Source organism: Photobacterium sp. SKA34 (assembly GCF_000153325.1).
Lineage (GTDB): Bacteria > Pseudomonadota > Gammaproteobacteria > Enterobacterales > Vibrionaceae > Photobacterium.
In genome coordinates this window covers 410,387-426,638 of sequence record NZ_CH724145.1, presented here as the reverse complement: position 1 = coordinate 426,638, position 16,252 = coordinate 410,387, and the positions used below count along the sequence as shown (strand labels likewise).

The window sequence follows — 16,252 nt, the reverse complement described above, 5'->3', positions numbered from 1 at the left end:
GATTGGGTAGCCATTTTTTATGGTTATTTAGCAGCCGACGTTGCCTTTGCTTGGCTGTTTTGCTGCTCAAAATTTAAAGATGGAAATAAGAACAGCGCTTCATCTCTGATTTGTGATGCTTGCTCTTTATTGTCGAGGGCATCGTAAGCGAGGATCAGGTTTTGATACAGTGCAGGTCTCGGCCATGTTTTGGCTTTTTCATTTGCCCATTGAATATAGTCTTCAATCAGCGCTGGTTTATCGCTGCTAATACCAAGTTGCAGTTGCGTAAGTTGTAAGTCCCAATCAAAGCGATTTTTCCACGACCATGGATTATTCACCTTAAGTAAGTATTCAATATTTACTGGTCGAGTGGTTTCAAATTTAGTTAACTGCCAACCTGAATACAGGGTAGTCACCATAAAGCTAGAGATAAAGATTGGTACAATAAGTGCAAAAACTTTCAGGCCCAACACGTAGCTTAATGATTGGCGATGGTATTTGGTGGTAAGGTTATCCACCCAATATATTAGTACGATAAAGATCAGCCAATGCACTAATGAATGGTAGAAAGGATACTCAAGTTGGGTGTGTAAAACGATAGGAAAAAACAATCCAATTAACGCTAACTGAGTGCCATTAGGCGCTTTTCTTATCTTTATCATCACAGCAAACGCAGCAAGCAACAAGCCGATAAGTGGTACAATACCGCCTTCATCGGCCCAGAAAAGTAATTCGTTATGTGGGTGATCTAAGCTCGGAATACCTGTGTGTTGCGCTGGATTTTCATTGTGCCATAACGCCGTTTGAGTAATATAGGCGGCTTCAAATTTACCGTAGCCATAACCAGTGAGTGGCTTAGTGGTAAACATCTCATAGGCTTGTGGATATATAACTCCTCGACCATCACCAGCAACTGTGACGCTGTTGGCTTTAGGCGACCAATTTTCGGTAGATGAAATATTCCATGCTAAACAAAGCCCTAATGCAATCATTAGTAGCCATAAGCGTTGGACTTGTTTTGCGGCAAAGCGACGTAAATACGGCAGCATTAGTGTTATGCCAATAACCGCGCCTAACCAACCTGTACGAGAGTTCAATACCACTAACATTGGAATGGTTAGCATAGGTGTGATCAGCAAGGCGATATGAAGCCATGACCATTTTCCACGATATAGTGGAATACGGGCTAATAAGTAAGTACTAATCATGAGTCCTGTCGCAAGAAAACTTGCCATCACATTCGGTTGCTGAAATATACCATAAGGGCGATTAGCAATAGTGTCGTAGCCGATAGGGTTCTTAGCTGTGATCCAAAGGTATTGATACCATGCAAACACCGCTTCAATCAGCACGCCGATTAAAATAAACCATAACAAGCGTTGGCGTTGCTGATGGGTAAAGACGAATTGCTGCAAGCTAACAAAAAACAGAAATCCAGCCCACAAGGTAAACAAGCGATTAAACGCCGCTCCTGCATCAGCATTGGAATAAAAAATGGGGATAGTCAGTAGTATGCAACAAGCAAATAATAATAGTGTCAGGCGTGAATAACGCCAGATTTGTTGGCGACAAATTTCCAGTAAGCCGAAAGAGATAGCAAAACTAAAAGGGATCCAAACAGTAGAGTTAAACGAGAGCTCAAGCCCTGATCCACCTGGGTTGTGTTGGAAGTAGTGCATAGCAACAATGAAAATAACACCGACTGTTGCAAGGAAATAGCGTACCAATGGTTTAGAAATCCGTTTCTTTTCTAGTCTGGTACCTTCGAGTTGTAACACTGTCATGGTTGTTCCTGAGTATGAATAAGCAAACAGGCTGAGTAAAATCAGCCTGTTATCATATGTTAGCGTGTTTTCATATTCTAACCTAGCAGCGGTTTAAGGAACCTTGCTGTATGTGAGCCTTTCACTTTAGATACATCTTCAGGTGTTCCTGTTGCAATGATCTCACCACCACCACTACCGCCTTCAGGACCAAGATCGATGATCCAATCTGCGGTTTTTATTACGTCTAAGTTATGTTCGATCACCACAATGGTATTACCTTTATCACGTAATTTATGCAGTACTGTTAATAGCTGCTGAATATCGTGGAAGTGTAATCCGGTTGTTGGCTCATCCAGAATATAAAGTGTCTTTCCTGTATCGCGTTTCGATAACTCTTTCGCTAGTTTCACACGCTGTGCTTCACCGCCCGATAAGGTTGTCGCCGCTTGACCTAAACGAATATACGATAAACCAACATCCATTAAGGTTTGTAACTTTCTTGCAATAGCGGGAACCGGATCAAAGAATTCTCGTGCATCTTCAACCGTGAGTTCTAACACTTCATCGATGGTTTTGCCTTTGTAGCGGATCTCTAAGGTTTCACGGTTATAACGCTTACCTTTACAGGCATCACAAGGTACATAGACATCCGGTAAGAAGTGCATTTCAACTTTGATTACGCCATCACCTTGGCAAGCTTCACAGCGACCACCACGAACGTTAAAGCTAAAGCGTCCTGGTTTATAACCACGGGAACGGGCTTCTTGAGTGCCTGAAAAAAGCTCACGAATAGGGGTAAAAATACCTGTGTAAGTGGCAGGGTTTGAACGCGGGGTACGACCAATCGGGCTTTGGTTAATGTCGATAACCTTATCGAAATGTTCTAGATCTTGGATCTCACTATACGGAGCAGGTGTACCCGTCGTGGCACCATTTAATTTGTGATGAGCAATTTCAAAGAAGGTATCGTTAATAAGCGTTGATTTTCCAGAGCCAGAAACACCAGTAATACAGGTAAATAAACCAACAGGAATTTCGACATTGACATCTTTAAGGTTGTTACCAGTAGCGCCCAGTAGTTTGACGGTTTTTTCGGGATCAAACGGTGTTCGCTCTGCAGGGATTTCAATTGCTCTTTTACCGCTGAGGTATTGTCCTGTTAACGATTCTTTTGATTTTAAGATATCTTTAACGCCACCTTGTGCAATGATATTACCACCGTGAACACCTGCGCCTGGACCAATATCAATCACGTAATCTGCGGCACGAATGGCATCTTCGTCGTGCTCCACCACAATCACGGTATTGCCTAAATCACGAAGGTGAATTAAGGTTTTGAGTAGTCGTTCGTTATCACGCTGGTGGAGACCAATGGAAGGTTCATCCAAGACGTACATCACGCCGACAAGCCCCGCGCCAATTTGGCTGGCAAGACGAATTCGTTGTGCTTCACCGCCAGATAAAGTATCTGCACTACGAGATAGGCTCAGGTAGTTTAAGCCAACATTGATTAAGAAACTTAAACGTTCATTGATCTCTTTTAAGATCTTTTCTGCAATTTGTGCGCGTTGCCCCGTTAAAGCTAACTCATCAAAGAATTGGTGCGCGCCACTAATGCTCATTTCACAGATTTGTGGCAAGTTGGTCTCACCAATAAACACATGACGTGCTTCTTGGCGTAAGCGTGAACCATGACAGCTTGAACATGGTTTAGTCGAAACAAACTTTGATAACTCTTCACGTACCGAGTTTGATTCGGTTTCACGGTAACGACGTTCCATATTGTTGAGGATCCCCTCAAATGGATGGCGTCTTACGGTAATGTCACCACGATCGTTAATATATTTAAACTCGATCTCAGTATTGCCAGAACCGTTTAAAATGACTTCTTTGACTTTTTTCGATAGCGCATCAAAGGGCGCTTCAACATCAAATTTATAATGCTCAGAAAGTGATTTAAGCATTTGGAAATAGTAAAAATTACGTTTATCCCAACCGCGGATAGCACCACCAGATAAACTTAACTCGCCATTTTGAATCACCCGTTCGGGATCGAAGTATTGCTGAACACCAAGCCCATCACAAGTGCCACACGCACCGGCTGGGTTGTTAAACGAGAACAGGCGTGGTTCAAGCTCTTGCATACTATAACCACAGTGTGGACAGGCAAAATTGGCAGAAAATACCTGCTCTTCACCTTCTTCACCGGACATCGGTGCTATAACTACATTACCGCCTGATAGCTCTAAGGCGGTTTCAAACGATTCGGCTAAGCGGATCTGTAGATCGTCACGCACTTTAAAGCGATCAACGACCACTTCGATAGTGTGCTTTTTGTGAAGTTCTAACGTTGGTGGATCGGAAAGATCGCATACTTCACCATCAATACGGGCACGGATATAACCTTGAGCGGCTAAGTTCGCTAGCGTCTTAACGTGCTCACCTTTCCTCTCTTTAATAATAGGTGCCAGTAGCATTAGTTTACTGCCTTCAGGCATAGCTAAGACTTGATCGACCATCTGACTAACAGTTTGCGCCGCTAGGGTGATGTCGTGGGTTGGACAGCGAGGCTCACCTACACGGGCATAGAGTAAACGTAGATAATCATAAATCTCGGTAATAGTACCAACGGTTGAGCGTGGGTTGTGCGAGGTGGATTTCTGCTCGATGGAAATAGCAGGCGAAAGCCCTTCAATATGATCGACATCAGGCTTTTCCATTAAGGATAAAAACTGACGCGCGTAGGCAGAAAGAGATTCAACATAACGACGTTGGCCTTCCGCATATAAGGTATCAAAAGCCAGAGAGGATTTCCCCGAACCTGATAACCCTGTGATAACGATGAGCTTATCGCGGGGGATCGTTAGATTAATATTTTTAAGGTTATGGGTGCGAGCACCCCTGACTTCGATGTTATCCATATCAGTGATGATTCTTTTATTTTATTTAACGACTAGTATTTCACAGCGGATCATAATGAGCAAAAAATACTGAGTAAAAACACAGTAAAATGGATAAAAAATCCCGCGGTTAAGCGGGATTGTGTGTTTATTTCTTGCCAGTTTGCTGTTTGGCTAGCTCTTTATGTTTACCTTTTTTGTAAACATGTTCAAAACAATAGTTAGTTGCATCGATATAGCCTTCAACGCTACCACAGTCAAAACGTTTACCTTTAAACTTATATGCTAATACGCAGCCTGTTTGTGCTTGTTGCATTAGTGCATCGGTAATTTGGATTTCGCCGCCTTTACCTGGTTCGGTTTGTTCAATAATATCAAAAATATCAGGCGTAAGGATGTAGCGACCAATAATCGCTAAGTTACTTGGCGCAGTACCGGGCTCTGGTTTTTCCACCATGTTATCAACACGGAATAGGTCATCGCGTAACATTTGGCCTGAAATCACGCCGTACTTGTGTGTATCTTCTTCTGGCACTTCTTCAACCGCGACAATGGAGCAGCGGAACTGCTTATAAAGCTCAGCCATTTGCGCAAGCACACCTTGTTGCTCTTCATCGGTTACACAAAGATCATCGGCAAGTACTACAGCAAAAGGTTCGTTACCCACAAGCTCACGGCCTGTTAGGATTGCATGACCCAAGCCTTTCATTTCACGTTGACGGATGTAAGTGAAGTACGCTGAATCAATAATGTCGCGAATATCAACCAAGAGCTCTTCTTTGTTAGTACCACTGATTTGATGCTCTAACTCATAGTTCTTATCGAAGTGATCCATCAAGGTGTTTTTACCACGACCTGTCACAATACAAATACGGTTCATGCCAGCTTGGATTGCTTCATCTACGCCATATTCAATCAATGGTTTATTAACCACGGGCATCATTTCTTTTGGCATTGATTTGGTTGCGGGTAAAAAGCGCGTACCGTAGCCAGCGGCAGGAAAGAGACATTTTTTTATCATGGTACATCCTAGTATTCATATAGAGTTATCACATTTTATACTGCTTTATTATTAAAGACTTAATGCATATATCAGCAAATAGAGTACCTTTCTTTTTTAATGCGAAAGGCTTCATTATTTGCGACTTTAAAGCTTGTTATTTCAGATCGTAGATACGAACATAATCGATTAAAAATTTCTGTGGGAAAATAGAGTCATCAATCCCTTGCTGTCCTTCCCAGCCACCACCGATAGCGAGGTTTAAAATCAGGTACATGGGTTTATCAAACGGCCAATCTTCACCGTTACGCTGCTGGGTATAATAGAGCTTACCGTCGTATTAAAGCGAGCTTCATTACTATCCCATTTTGTTGCGTAAGTGTGGAAACCACTTTCTATCTTATCGTCTTCTTTGATTCGTACAATTATTGTTTATCTCGATATAGCATAGCGAGTTAATGTGTCAGAGTGTCAGAAAGTTGACCGGTTTGCATTGGTACAACATTTGTGATTGTTGAGGTAAAGATATTTAGCTGATATCCGCTGAAATTGTGATTGCTGTTTTTATTGCATTGTACTTGGGCTATGTAAAAATTCTACTGGCGTGATAAACTGCGCGATTAAGTATAAACTTTCAATAAGCGGCTATTATAAACCAATAGTACGCTATCAGATTTGGAGTGAACTATGGCCAGTCGTGGCGTAAATAAGGTTATCTTAGTCGGTAACTTAGGAAATGATCCTGAAGTTCGTTACATGCCAAATGGCGGTGCAGTAGCAAATATCACTATTGCGACATCAGAATCATGGCGTGATAAAAATACTGGCGAGCAGCGTGAAAAAACCGAATGGCACCGCGTTGCTTTATACGGTAAGTTAGCAGAAGTTGCTGGTGAATACTTACGTAAAGGTTCACAGGTATACATTGAAGGTCAATTACAGACGCGTAAATGGCAGAACCAGCAAGGTCAAGATCAGTACACAACAGAAGTGGTTGTTCAAGGCTTTAACGGTACTATGCAAATGCTTGGTGGTCGTCAAAACCAAGGCGGTCAAGCGCAAATGGGTGGCCAACAGCAAAACAATAACTGGGGTCAGCCTCAGCAGCCAGCCTCAGCACCTGCTCCTCAGCAGAACTATGCGCCACAGCAGCAATCATCAGCGCCACAGCAGCAGGCTCCTCAACAGCCTCAGCAGCAGTACAATGAACCACCAATGGATTTTGATGACGATATCCCGTTCTAAATCCTGTATAAAATAATGATTGAATATCAAGAAGCAGCGTTAAACGCTGCTTTTTTTATGTCTTGATTATGATAAGTCAGGTGCTTTGTTTAATAAAATCAATAAAACATTTCGTTTTAGTGTGTTGATAGTTCAACTTTAGGTAGTAGGCAAATGTCGTCTGTTGGGGCAATTGTAAGTGTGTTAAGACTGGGATCAGCAAACCATGGGCTAACTCTCGTTGTACGTTTTGTGGTGATATTAATATTAGCCCCATATGCTCGACGGCACTTGCGATTAAAATTTCTGGATTTGAGGTAGTGAAGTTACCTTGTAAGCGGAGTGTTAAGCCACTATCGAAGACATATTCATGGGCGTGATTTTGCTGATTTAATAGTAAGCAATTATGTTGTGTCAGTTGTTCCGGTGACTCAATAGGATCATATTGTTCTAAATATGTCGGAGAGGCGTAAAATCTCGCATTATCTGAAAATAGGGGGGTGGCGATATAACTGGCAGAGTTAAAATTATCGATTTCACTACAAATAATAATGTCGAGATTTAAATCTGGTAACTGTCCTGACGTGATGGTGTGAAGCGTAATATTGATATTGGGGTAGCGCTGACAAAATGTTGCAATAACATTAATCAAAAAATGGCTTCCCGTGCTTGATGGTGCGCCAACATGTAATGTGCCGCTCATCTCTTCATTTGTTGCCGTCGTTTCGGTGATTAGCTGTTGCCAATGTTTTAATAAAGTTTGACTTCGCTGAAAAAAAACATCTCCCGCATCTGTGAGTGATAAATGGCGTGTTGTGCGTTTTAATAAAGGGACGCCAAGCTGTTGTTCAAGCCAAGACAAGCGTTTTGATAAGGCTGAGTTTGATATATCAAGATGTTTCGCAGCTTGAGAAAGCGATCCTTGATGGATGACAGCGACAAAGCTTTTAGTACAGGTGATCCAGTCCATGGTGATAACCTTTCCTTGTTCCTTTCACGCATAATATGAGATTGATTGTTTCATTACGCGATACATTGTGTTTTGCTCAATGTAACGTATCTCATTAAATCAAAATAGCGGATGCTGGAATGATATAGTTGATATATTAACCTTAAAATGAAAACGCTTCATTATGTTGCTCTACTATATAAGTTGTAGCTGATGATAGTAAGTTGATTTGAATAATAGTGTGTAGAGTTAGGATGTTATGAGAAAAGCCTCAGGGATGAAGTTAACTAATCGGTTAGTTGCTTTTGTTACAATGATTGTTATTTGTGCCATCTTCGTTATTTTTATCGGCGGTGCATTGAGTTTTCGTAAGCTTGGTCAGGATTACTTAACCCATTATTTAAACGGTGTTGTTGAAGTCATTGATCAAGAGCTTGCTGATCCTCAAGGTCGCGCATCATTATCTCGTTGGCTACCTAGGCTATTAAAATCAAGTAATGTCACCGCGTTAACGGTAACGAGTCCACATGGCGTGGTGTATGCCTATAAAAGTATGGAGTCGATTACTGATCCTAATATTCTGTATGACAGTGAATATCAGCTTCAATTAAACCCTCAGTACAAAGTGACAATTGAATCTATTCCACCTTATGCGGAATTTACTTATTCGCTAGGCGCGATGTCATTTATCAGTTTAGCTCTCGGCATTGTTATTTTTGGTTTAGTGCAAGGTGTTCGTTGGTTAAAACTTCAATTACGGGGATCTGAATTATTAGAGACGCGAGGAAGAATGATTTTAGCCGGTAAGGTTGATGATTATGCGGTGGGTGATGATCATGAATGGCCCGGTACGGCAAGTTTAGCGATGGATCAATTAATCAAAGAACTGAAAGATGCTCGGCAAGAGCGTAGCCGCTTTGATACTTTTATTCGTACCCATACCTTCCTTGATCAACTCACAGGTGCTGCTAATCGCATCTTATTTGATAGTCGCTTAAAGTCCATGCTACAAGAGCCTGATAATCAAGGCTCAGTGATCTTGGTACGTTTAGCTGATTGGGATGAAGTGGTCGCTGAAGAAGGGAGAGTAATTGCTGATGAGTTTATCCAAGATGTCAGTATTATCCTTTCTAATTTTATTCAGCGTTTCCCAGACACTATGTTATCGCGTTACTACGATGCTGAATTCGCAATTTTGATCCCACAACAATCAGCAAAAGAAATTAAACTCTTTATTAATCAACTGTTAAATGCGCTCGAACGTTTGTCTCCGCCATTATCGACGGAGCGAGACAATTGGTGTCATATTGGCGTTACGCACTTCCAAGGTGGAGAGCGTCGAGGCCGTATTATGGATGAAGCTGACATCGCACTACGTAGTTCGCAATTACAAGGTTCAAACAGTTGGAATCGTTTTACTAAAGAAAGCCATTATGAAGATGATCGAGGCAGTGTGCGTTGGCGAACGCTGTTTGATCGAATTTTGACGCATGGCGGCCCTTTGCTATATCAGCAGCCTATTCTTGATGCCGCTGATAATATTGTTATCAGTCGTGAAATACTTGCACGAATTAAAGATGAGCATGGGGAGCTGCTCAAAGCGTCACACTTTATGCCTGTCGTTAATCAAGTTGGATTTAATCAGCGCTTTGATCGTGCTGTCATTAATCAGATATTAGCGTTATTAAAAAGAGAATTAACCCCAGATGTTTATTCAATAAATATCAGTGCTTATTCATTATTAGATAAACTTTTTACGAAATGGTTGCTCAATGAGTTATTACAAATGCCACGACCATTAATGAACCATATGATATTTGAAGTATCTGAAAGCCAATTAGTTAAACACCTTGATGCCTTACGTCCGGTATTAAAAAAATTAGTGGGGCTTGGATGCAAGTTAACGGTTGATCAAGCTGGACGTACTATTGTGAGTACGCACTATATCAAAGAGGTGAAAGTTAATTACCTTAAATTACACCGAGGACTTGTGAGAGATATTAATAAGCGACAAGAAAATCAGCTTTTTGTAAGAAGTATGCTAGGCGCTTGTGATGACTCAAATGTTCAAATTATTGCTGTGGGCGTTGAAACCGATAAAGAATGGGAAATATTAAAACAATTGGGTGTTTCTGCGGGGCAAGGTCGTCTATTCGCGAAAGAAGATGTGATTTTATAAAAATGCAACTACCTGTTTTATTTTAACAAATTTAATGTTTTTGTAAACTGCATTAATTAAGTGATGTTTATCAATAATTTTATCGTATATCCTTGGGAAGGTAATTAACTGCTGCTAACCTTATCAATAAAGAGCATCATACAGGATGTATAGCCTTTTTCTGGTCGATTATGAAATACGTATTCTCTAAGCTTTTTCAGCGAGCGAGTTTTCAACCCTCTGCTGCTTTGGTTTTCTATACCGACACGGTTGTCCTTGTCCAAGCGAAAACTGAACATTTTATTGTTGAGCGTATGGGCGTCTCTAATGTTTCAGATTGGAGTAATGCTGCACGCAACTTGATTACACATTACCAATTGTCAGGTACCGATTTAAAGTTAGTGCTAGGACATGGTTTATATCAAAGCTTAGTGATTGATAAACCAGAAGTGAGTATTGATGAACTGTCAACCGCACTGCCTTTTTTAGTCAAAGATTTAGTCAATGAGTCACCGTCTGAATTAGTCGCTGATGGTTTTCCTGCGACAGCGAAAGATCGTTTACAGGTTTTTGTCGCATCAAAACAGCTGATCACTCAGGTTGTCTTAGCGTGCCATGACTGTGGTTGCCGTGTTTCTGACATCACAACCGAAGACATTGCATGGAGCCGCTTTTCTGATCCTAATCGTAGCCAACTTATTCTCCATGCTGATGTTGATGGTAATCTACAATTAACCGCATTTAATGAGCAAATGCTGTGTTTTCAACGTCAATTACGTGGTTTTACTTTACCGTTGTTTGATCGCCAAGCGCTTGATGGCGGTAGTTTTCAGCTGGACAATTTAGCACTTGAATTACAGCGTTCATTAGATTTTATTAGCGCTCAATTACGTAATAATCCAATTAGTCAGTTAATCATCAGTTGTGATAACGAAGATAATCAAGCGCTAGCTGAAGAATTAAATAAACGTTTAAATATTAATGTAGAGGCGATACAAGAGGTTGATCCTTTACTTGATACTAATGCTGCGCGTTTAGGTTGGGCGGCATTACAGCGACCTAAAAACGCGATAATCAATTTATATTCTGACAATTTACTGCCAACTAAGCAGTGGATGATTTAACCAATATCGTTGCAAGTTGGATGGCACTTATTGCCATTTTCGCGATGTGGGCGGGTTGGAATACATGGCAGAACACGGCCGAACAAAAAACATTAGCGACAGAATCATCGCTATTAAGTGCTGAACAACAAAAACTTGATAATACCCGAGTACAAGTTGCCGCATTGCTGTCAGATCCCTTAAAGGAGAATCAAGCCCATAAACTTGAAAAAGAAATCGCGGCAAAGCGTGCCACGCTAAAAGTCATTGAAGAGCATGATGATAGCTTAAAGGTTGGTTATGCTGGATTGTTACAGCAATTAGCTGATGCAGCGAGTGGCGATATCTCTGTTCAACAGATTTATGTCTCAGGTACATCGATGGATTTAAGTGGATTAGCACGTAACCCTGATGCTGTTCCTCGCTGGGTAGGGGCATTTAAAACTTATCCATCATTAGCTGAACGTCGTTTCCAAATGATGACATTGGGTCGTAATGATAAAAATGTCGTGACCTTTCAGTTACAAGCTGAGCGTAAAAGCATTAAGGGGATCGAACAATGATCAAGTGGGATGAGCTAAGCCAGCGGTTTGCTGCTTTGTCGGTTCGTGAACAATGGTTAATTGCGATCACAGGTTGGTTTGGCATCTTGTTTATTGGCTATATGCTAATTATTGAGCCTCAAATGGTGACATCACAAACTGTTAAAACGGCATTGATAGATACCCAAAACGACATGATCACCGCACAGAATCAATTGATTGTCGCTAATAGAAAATTACAGCAAGATCCGGATAAAGTGATTAACCAAAAATTGGCACAATATCGGCAAGAAGATAAAGCCTTACAACAAGTACTAGAAGCAAAAATTGGTAGTTTGATCACGCCAGTTCAAATGGCAGGCTTGCTAGAGCAAGTTCTACGTCATAGCTCGGCATTAAAATTAGAGTCAATGACATCATTACCGTCATCTCAATTAGTGAGTGGTGATCAACAGGGGTACTTTGTTCACCCCATTCGCTTAACGTTCAAAGGGCGTTACTTTGATGTGATTAATTACTTAAATAAATTAGAAGCGTTACCGGTTAAATATTACTGGCGAAGCCTGAGTTATCAGGTTGATGAGTATCCATGGGCAAAGGTGGAACTTGAAGTGTATACCTTAGGTGAAAGTAAGGACTTTATTGGTGGATAACAAAATGACATGGATGGTCGCTTTACTTTTAAGTTTATGCGCTTTCGGTGCTTATGCGGCTCAAGATCCTACTGCACCACTAGGTTGGGTGGCGAGTAAAGCGCAAACGAGCCAAACAAAAGCACGATTGCCACAGTTACAAAGTATTATTTGTGATGGTAAGCAGTGCTCGGTGATTTTAAGTGGTCAAGTGGTCAGTCTTGGCGAACGCGTCAATGGTTACACTTTGACAAATGTTTCTGAAAGTAGTGTTACTTTAAGCCGTAGTGGCAAAAAGTGGCATTTGGCGTTATTTGCTGAAAATATACGAACGAATTAAGGTTAAATATTATGCGTCGAATTCTTCTAGGGATCACCATTGCATCCTTAGCGGGCTGTTCAACTAATATGGGACATCAAAACCCTGTTGAAGTGAAGAAGGCCTTAAATGAAGCAGCCAATGAAGCGAGTAGCCGTCCTTTAATGGAGCTACCTTCTGCGGTCAATGCTGATCTTATGCCGTCACTTGATAGCAATATTAACCCTGCTAATTCTTCGTTAGAAAAGCGTTTTCGTGTTAACGCTAAAAATGTTGAAGCAAATGCATTCTTTACCAGTTTAGTAAAAGGCACACCATTTAATATCGTTATTCATCCCGGTGTTACTGGGCGTATTACGATGAAATTAAATGATGTCACACTCGATGAAGTGCTAAATGTCGTGTCTGATATTTACGGTTATAGTACGACCCGTAAAGGGAATATTATTCAGGTTTTCCCAGCAACGTTACGGACTGAAGTGATCCCCGTTGATTATTTACAATTACAACGTAAAGGTAAGTCATTAACCTCTATTACCTCGGGTTCTATTAGTGATGGCGATAATAATTCGTCATCAGGTGATGATGACAATAGCAGTAGCTCATCATCAAGTGGCGGTAATACCACAACGGGCGGCACGACGATTGAAACGACCTCTGACAGTGATTTTTGGACACAGTTAGAGAAAGTCGTTAGTGGCATGATTGGCTCCGGTGATGGCAGAAATGTAATGGTTTCCCCGCAAGCGGGTCTCATTTCCGTACGCGCCTTCCCTAATGAATTACGTGAAGTTAAAGAGTTCTTGGGCATGTCTCAACGTCGTCTAAAGCGCCAAGTAGTGCTTGAGGCGAAAATCATGGAAGTCACGCTTGATGATAGTTACCAACAAGGGATCAACTGGAGCTACCTAACCAAAAGTGGTAACGGTATCACAACGGGGACGGCTTCGATTGTGGAGGCACTACCGGGTGGAAATGCCATTTCAGAACTCTTAGGCGGTCAAACCAATATAACGCTCTCTGATGGTAACTTTAAAGCGGTGATGAGTTTCTTATCAACTCAAGGTGACTTGAATGTGCTATCTAGCCCACGAGTGACAGCTGCAAATAACCAAAAAGCGGTTATTAAAGTGGGTGGCGATGAATACTTTGTGACAGACGTCTCAAGCAGTAACGTCTCAGGTGACAATAATAATGTTTCGCCAGATGTATCATTAACTCCTTTTTTCTCTGGTATTTCGTTGGATGTGACGCCACAAATTGACGATCAAGGCGGCGTTTTATTACATGTTCACCCAGCGGTTATTGATGTGCAGAATGAACAGAAAACGATTGAAGTTGGTACCGAAAAACCGATGGTATTACCGTTGGCAAAAAGTACTATTCGCGAATCTGATTCAATCATCCATGCCCGAACCGGTGATGTTGTGGTGATTGGCGGTTTAATGAAATCAAGCATTAATGATCAAGTCTCGAAAGTTCCGCTTCTTGGTGATATCCCTTGGGTTGGTAATTTATTCCGTCATATCAATAAGGTGAAAAAGAAAACTGAATTGGTGATCTTACTTAAACCGACCGTTGTGACTGACAATACTTGGAAACAAGAAATTGAACGCTCTCGATCACTAATTAATGAATGGTTCCCTGAAGAAGGGTAATTCATGTATCTCGAACACTTTGGTTTTAGTCAGCAGCCTTTTTCTTTAACACCTAATACTTCTCTTTTCCATGCGCTGCCATCACATATTGAAGCGATTCAAACGGTGTTGGCAGCACTACAAATGGGCGAAGGGATCACACAGGTATCAGGAGAGGTCGGAACGGGTAAAACCTTAGTGTGTCGTATGTTGATGACCCAATTGCCAGCTCATTTTGATCTTGCTTACCTACCCACGCCAGCCTGTAGTGGAATAGAATTAAAGCGTTCATTGGCAAAAGAATTAAGCCTGCTACCCAATAGTGACCATACATTACTGACTGAGCAAATTCAGGATGAACTAATCTCTCGCCGGTTGAATGGTCAATCGGTGGTGGTATTACTCGATGAAGCACAAGCGTTGTCGGATGATGCGCTCGAAGCGATTCGTTTATTAGGCAATTTAGAAACTGAACAAGAAAAACTGTTACATATCGTTTTACTCGGACAGCCAGAGCTTGATCAACGATTAGCCCAGCATCAATTACGTCAATTACGTCAACGGATCACATTTCGTGCTGTTTTACGACCATTAACCTTGGCTGAAACCGTGGCGTATATACAACACCGACTGTATCAAGCCGGCTATAACGATATGGTGTTTAACTTGTCGATATGCCGCGCAATTTGGTATGCCAGTGGTGGCACGCCACGATTGATCAATCAACTATGCCATAAGTCCTTACTTGCCACTTTTTGTGAGCAACAATATATCGTTAGTAAAAAAGAAGTCCTCATGGCTATTCGGGATACCCTTGGCGCTAAACAGCCTAAGTGGTCATTTCCTATATTGTGGGGATGGAGTCATACATGAGTGAATTAAATCGCCGACTTAATGAGTTGAGCCAAGTAAAACTCTCTTCTGCATCGCAGCTGGGCTCTCCATTACGTGCAGCAGAAATAGCACCTATACCAACATCAGTATGGCCTAAATGGTTAACCGTTGGGTGCTGCACCATGGCATTTGTCGGTATGGCGTGGTGGTTAAATCAACCTGATAGTGTTGTTACACCGGCCATGGCACAAACAGAAATAGCCGCAGAGCCAATTGTTGATCAACCTGAAACGACGAAAGAGATTACGTCAGTTAAACCGTTATCAACCATTGCAATGAAAACACCTGTAACATCAGATGAAAATAAAACGGCAGTTGTGATAGAGCAACCACATTCAAAGAGTATTGATAAATCAGCGATAGCTGAGCTTGCGAATATGCCTGTCGCTCAAGAATCACTTGAAAGTGAAGATGAACAAAAAGAGTTACAAAGCTCTTATGATCAAGGCTATGAAAGCGGTTATGAAAAAGCATTGGCTGCGGTTGAGCAAGAACATAAAGCGCAGCCAAAGCCGCCTGCGCCTAAACCCGTTAAAAGTGAATTATCGATTCAAACGGTTTCCTTAACGCCAAAAGAATTGGCGCAAGTTGAATACTTAAATGCAGAAAAAGCCTTAGAGCAGCAAAACAGTAAACAAGCGGTTGTTAATTTAGAGTCGGCTTTAAAATATCGTCCGGATTGGATCATAGCAAGGCAACGTTTGGCGGCATTGTACTATGGACGAGGCAATGTAAGAGAAGCGATTGCGACGCTTGAAAAAGGGCTAGCAAAGCAATCGAATCAACCCCAGTTACGTTTAACACTCGCAAAATTATTGGTCAATGAAAGCCAAAATCAAGCGGCCTTAGCTGTGTTAAATGATAAAAGTGGCAGCATGGATTCGCAGTATTTAGCCATGCGTGGTGCATTAGCACAAAGGTTAAATAACAATGTTGTAGCTCTTCAATGTTATCAACAATTAGTGCGCTTAGCGTCATTTGATGGTCGCTGGTGGATGGGATTGGCGATTGCTCAAGACCGAAGTGGTAAGGCAGAAAAAGCCCGTGAGTCTTATCAAAAAGCGTTGCAGCTAGGTAATATTTCAGCATCATCACAACAATTTATTCAGCAGCGTTTAGTTGCATTAAAATCGCATAGGAGTTAGC

General features: G+C 41.5%; 13 protein-coding genes. 9 read left to right on the top strand and 4 right to left on the bottom strand.

The genetic code is table 11. From position 1 onward, the window contains the following. Window positions 1–23: 23 nt before the first annotated feature. From SKA34_RS20555 to galU, 3 genes are all read right to left on the bottom strand, one after another. On the bottom strand, window positions 24–1,766 hold the full coding sequence (locus SKA34_RS20555; RefSeq protein WP_006647406.1) for a PglL family O-oligosaccharyltransferase: 1,743 nt from the start codon (window positions 1,764–1,766) through the stop codon (window positions 24–26). Between the two features lie 77 nt (window positions 1,767–1,843). After that, window positions 1,844–4,669, bottom strand: coding sequence for an excinuclease ABC subunit UvrA (gene uvrA, locus SKA34_RS20550; protein WP_006647405.1), 2,826 nt, complete (start codon window positions 4,667–4,669; stop codon window positions 1,844–1,846). A 127-nt stretch (window positions 4,670–4,796) separates the two neighbouring features. Further along, window positions 4,797–5,669: a UTP--glucose-1-phosphate uridylyltransferase GalU gene (gene galU / locus SKA34_RS20545; RefSeq protein ID WP_006647404.1), complete on the bottom strand. Its 873-nt coding sequence runs from the start codon at window positions 5,667–5,669 to the stop codon at window positions 4,797–4,799. Window positions 5,670–6,335: 666 nt separating this feature from the next. Between galU and SKA34_RS20540 the strand changes: the two genes are divergently transcribed. Then, complete coding sequence (locus SKA34_RS20540; RefSeq protein WP_006647402.1) at window positions 6,336–6,893, top strand: single-stranded DNA-binding protein; 558 nt, start codon at window positions 6,336–6,338, stop codon at window positions 6,891–6,893. A gap of 76 nt (window positions 6,894–6,969) precedes the next feature. Here the strand turns inward: SKA34_RS20540 and SKA34_RS20535 are convergent, their stop codons facing one another. Then, complete coding sequence (locus tag SKA34_RS20535) at window positions 6,970–7,842, bottom strand: LysR family transcriptional regulator (RefSeq protein ID WP_006647401.1); 873 nt, start codon at window positions 7,840–7,842, stop codon at window positions 6,970–6,972. A gap of 238 nt (window positions 7,843–8,080) precedes the next feature. On the opposite strand from SKA34_RS20535, the gene csrD reads away from it, so the two are divergent. From csrD to SKA34_RS20500, 8 genes are all read left to right on the top strand, one after another. Then, the gene (csrD, locus tag SKA34_RS20530; RefSeq protein WP_006647400.1) at window positions 8,081–10,000 is read left to right on the top strand and encodes an RNase E specificity factor CsrD; all 1,920 of its coding nucleotides are present in this window, start codon (window positions 8,081–8,083) and stop codon (window positions 9,998–10,000) included. Between the two features lie 170 nt (window positions 10,001–10,170). Then, window positions 10,171–11,103 carry a hypothetical protein gene (locus tag SKA34_RS23750; RefSeq protein WP_006647399.1) on the top strand — a complete coding sequence of 311 codons (933 nt, stop codon included), beginning with the start codon at window positions 10,171–10,173 and terminating at the stop codon, window positions 11,101–11,103. Continuing rightward, complete coding sequence (locus tag SKA34_RS23745; protein WP_006647397.1) at window positions 11,091–11,645, top strand: PilN domain-containing protein; 555 nt, start codon at window positions 11,091–11,093, stop codon at window positions 11,643–11,645. Before SKA34_RS23750 ends, SKA34_RS23745 begins: the two co-directional genes overlap by 13 nt. Further along, the gene (pilO, locus tag SKA34_RS20520) at window positions 11,642–12,277 is read left to right on the top strand and encodes a type 4a pilus biogenesis protein PilO (protein ID WP_006647396.1); all 636 of its coding nucleotides are present in this window, start codon (window positions 11,642–11,644) and stop codon (window positions 12,275–12,277) included. The genes SKA34_RS23745 and pilO overlap by 4 nt, the downstream gene beginning before the upstream one ends. Beyond that, window positions 12,270–12,596 (top strand): hypothetical protein, encoded by a 327-nt coding sequence (locus SKA34_RS20515; RefSeq protein ID WP_006647395.1) that lies wholly within the window; start codon window positions 12,270–12,272, stop codon window positions 12,594–12,596. Before pilO ends, SKA34_RS20515 begins: the two co-directional genes overlap by 8 nt. An 11-nt stretch (window positions 12,597–12,607) precedes the next feature. Further along, window positions 12,608–14,233 carry a pilus (MSHA type) biogenesis protein MshL gene (gene mshL, locus SKA34_RS20510; protein WP_006647394.1) on the top strand — a complete coding sequence of 542 codons (1,626 nt, stop codon included), beginning with the start codon at window positions 12,608–12,610 and terminating at the stop codon, window positions 14,231–14,233. A 3-nt stretch (window positions 14,234–14,236) separates the two neighbouring features. Next, a complete protein-coding gene (locus SKA34_RS20505; protein ID WP_006647393.1) occupies window positions 14,237–15,085 on the top strand; it encodes an ExeA family protein in 849 nt (282 codons plus the stop codon). Continuing rightward, a complete protein-coding gene (locus SKA34_RS20500; protein WP_006647392.1) occupies window positions 15,082–16,251 on the top strand; it encodes a lipopolysaccharide assembly protein LapB in 1,170 nt (389 codons plus the stop codon). The genes SKA34_RS20505 and SKA34_RS20500 overlap by 4 nt, the downstream gene beginning before the upstream one ends. Window position 16,252 lies beyond the last annotated feature (1 nt).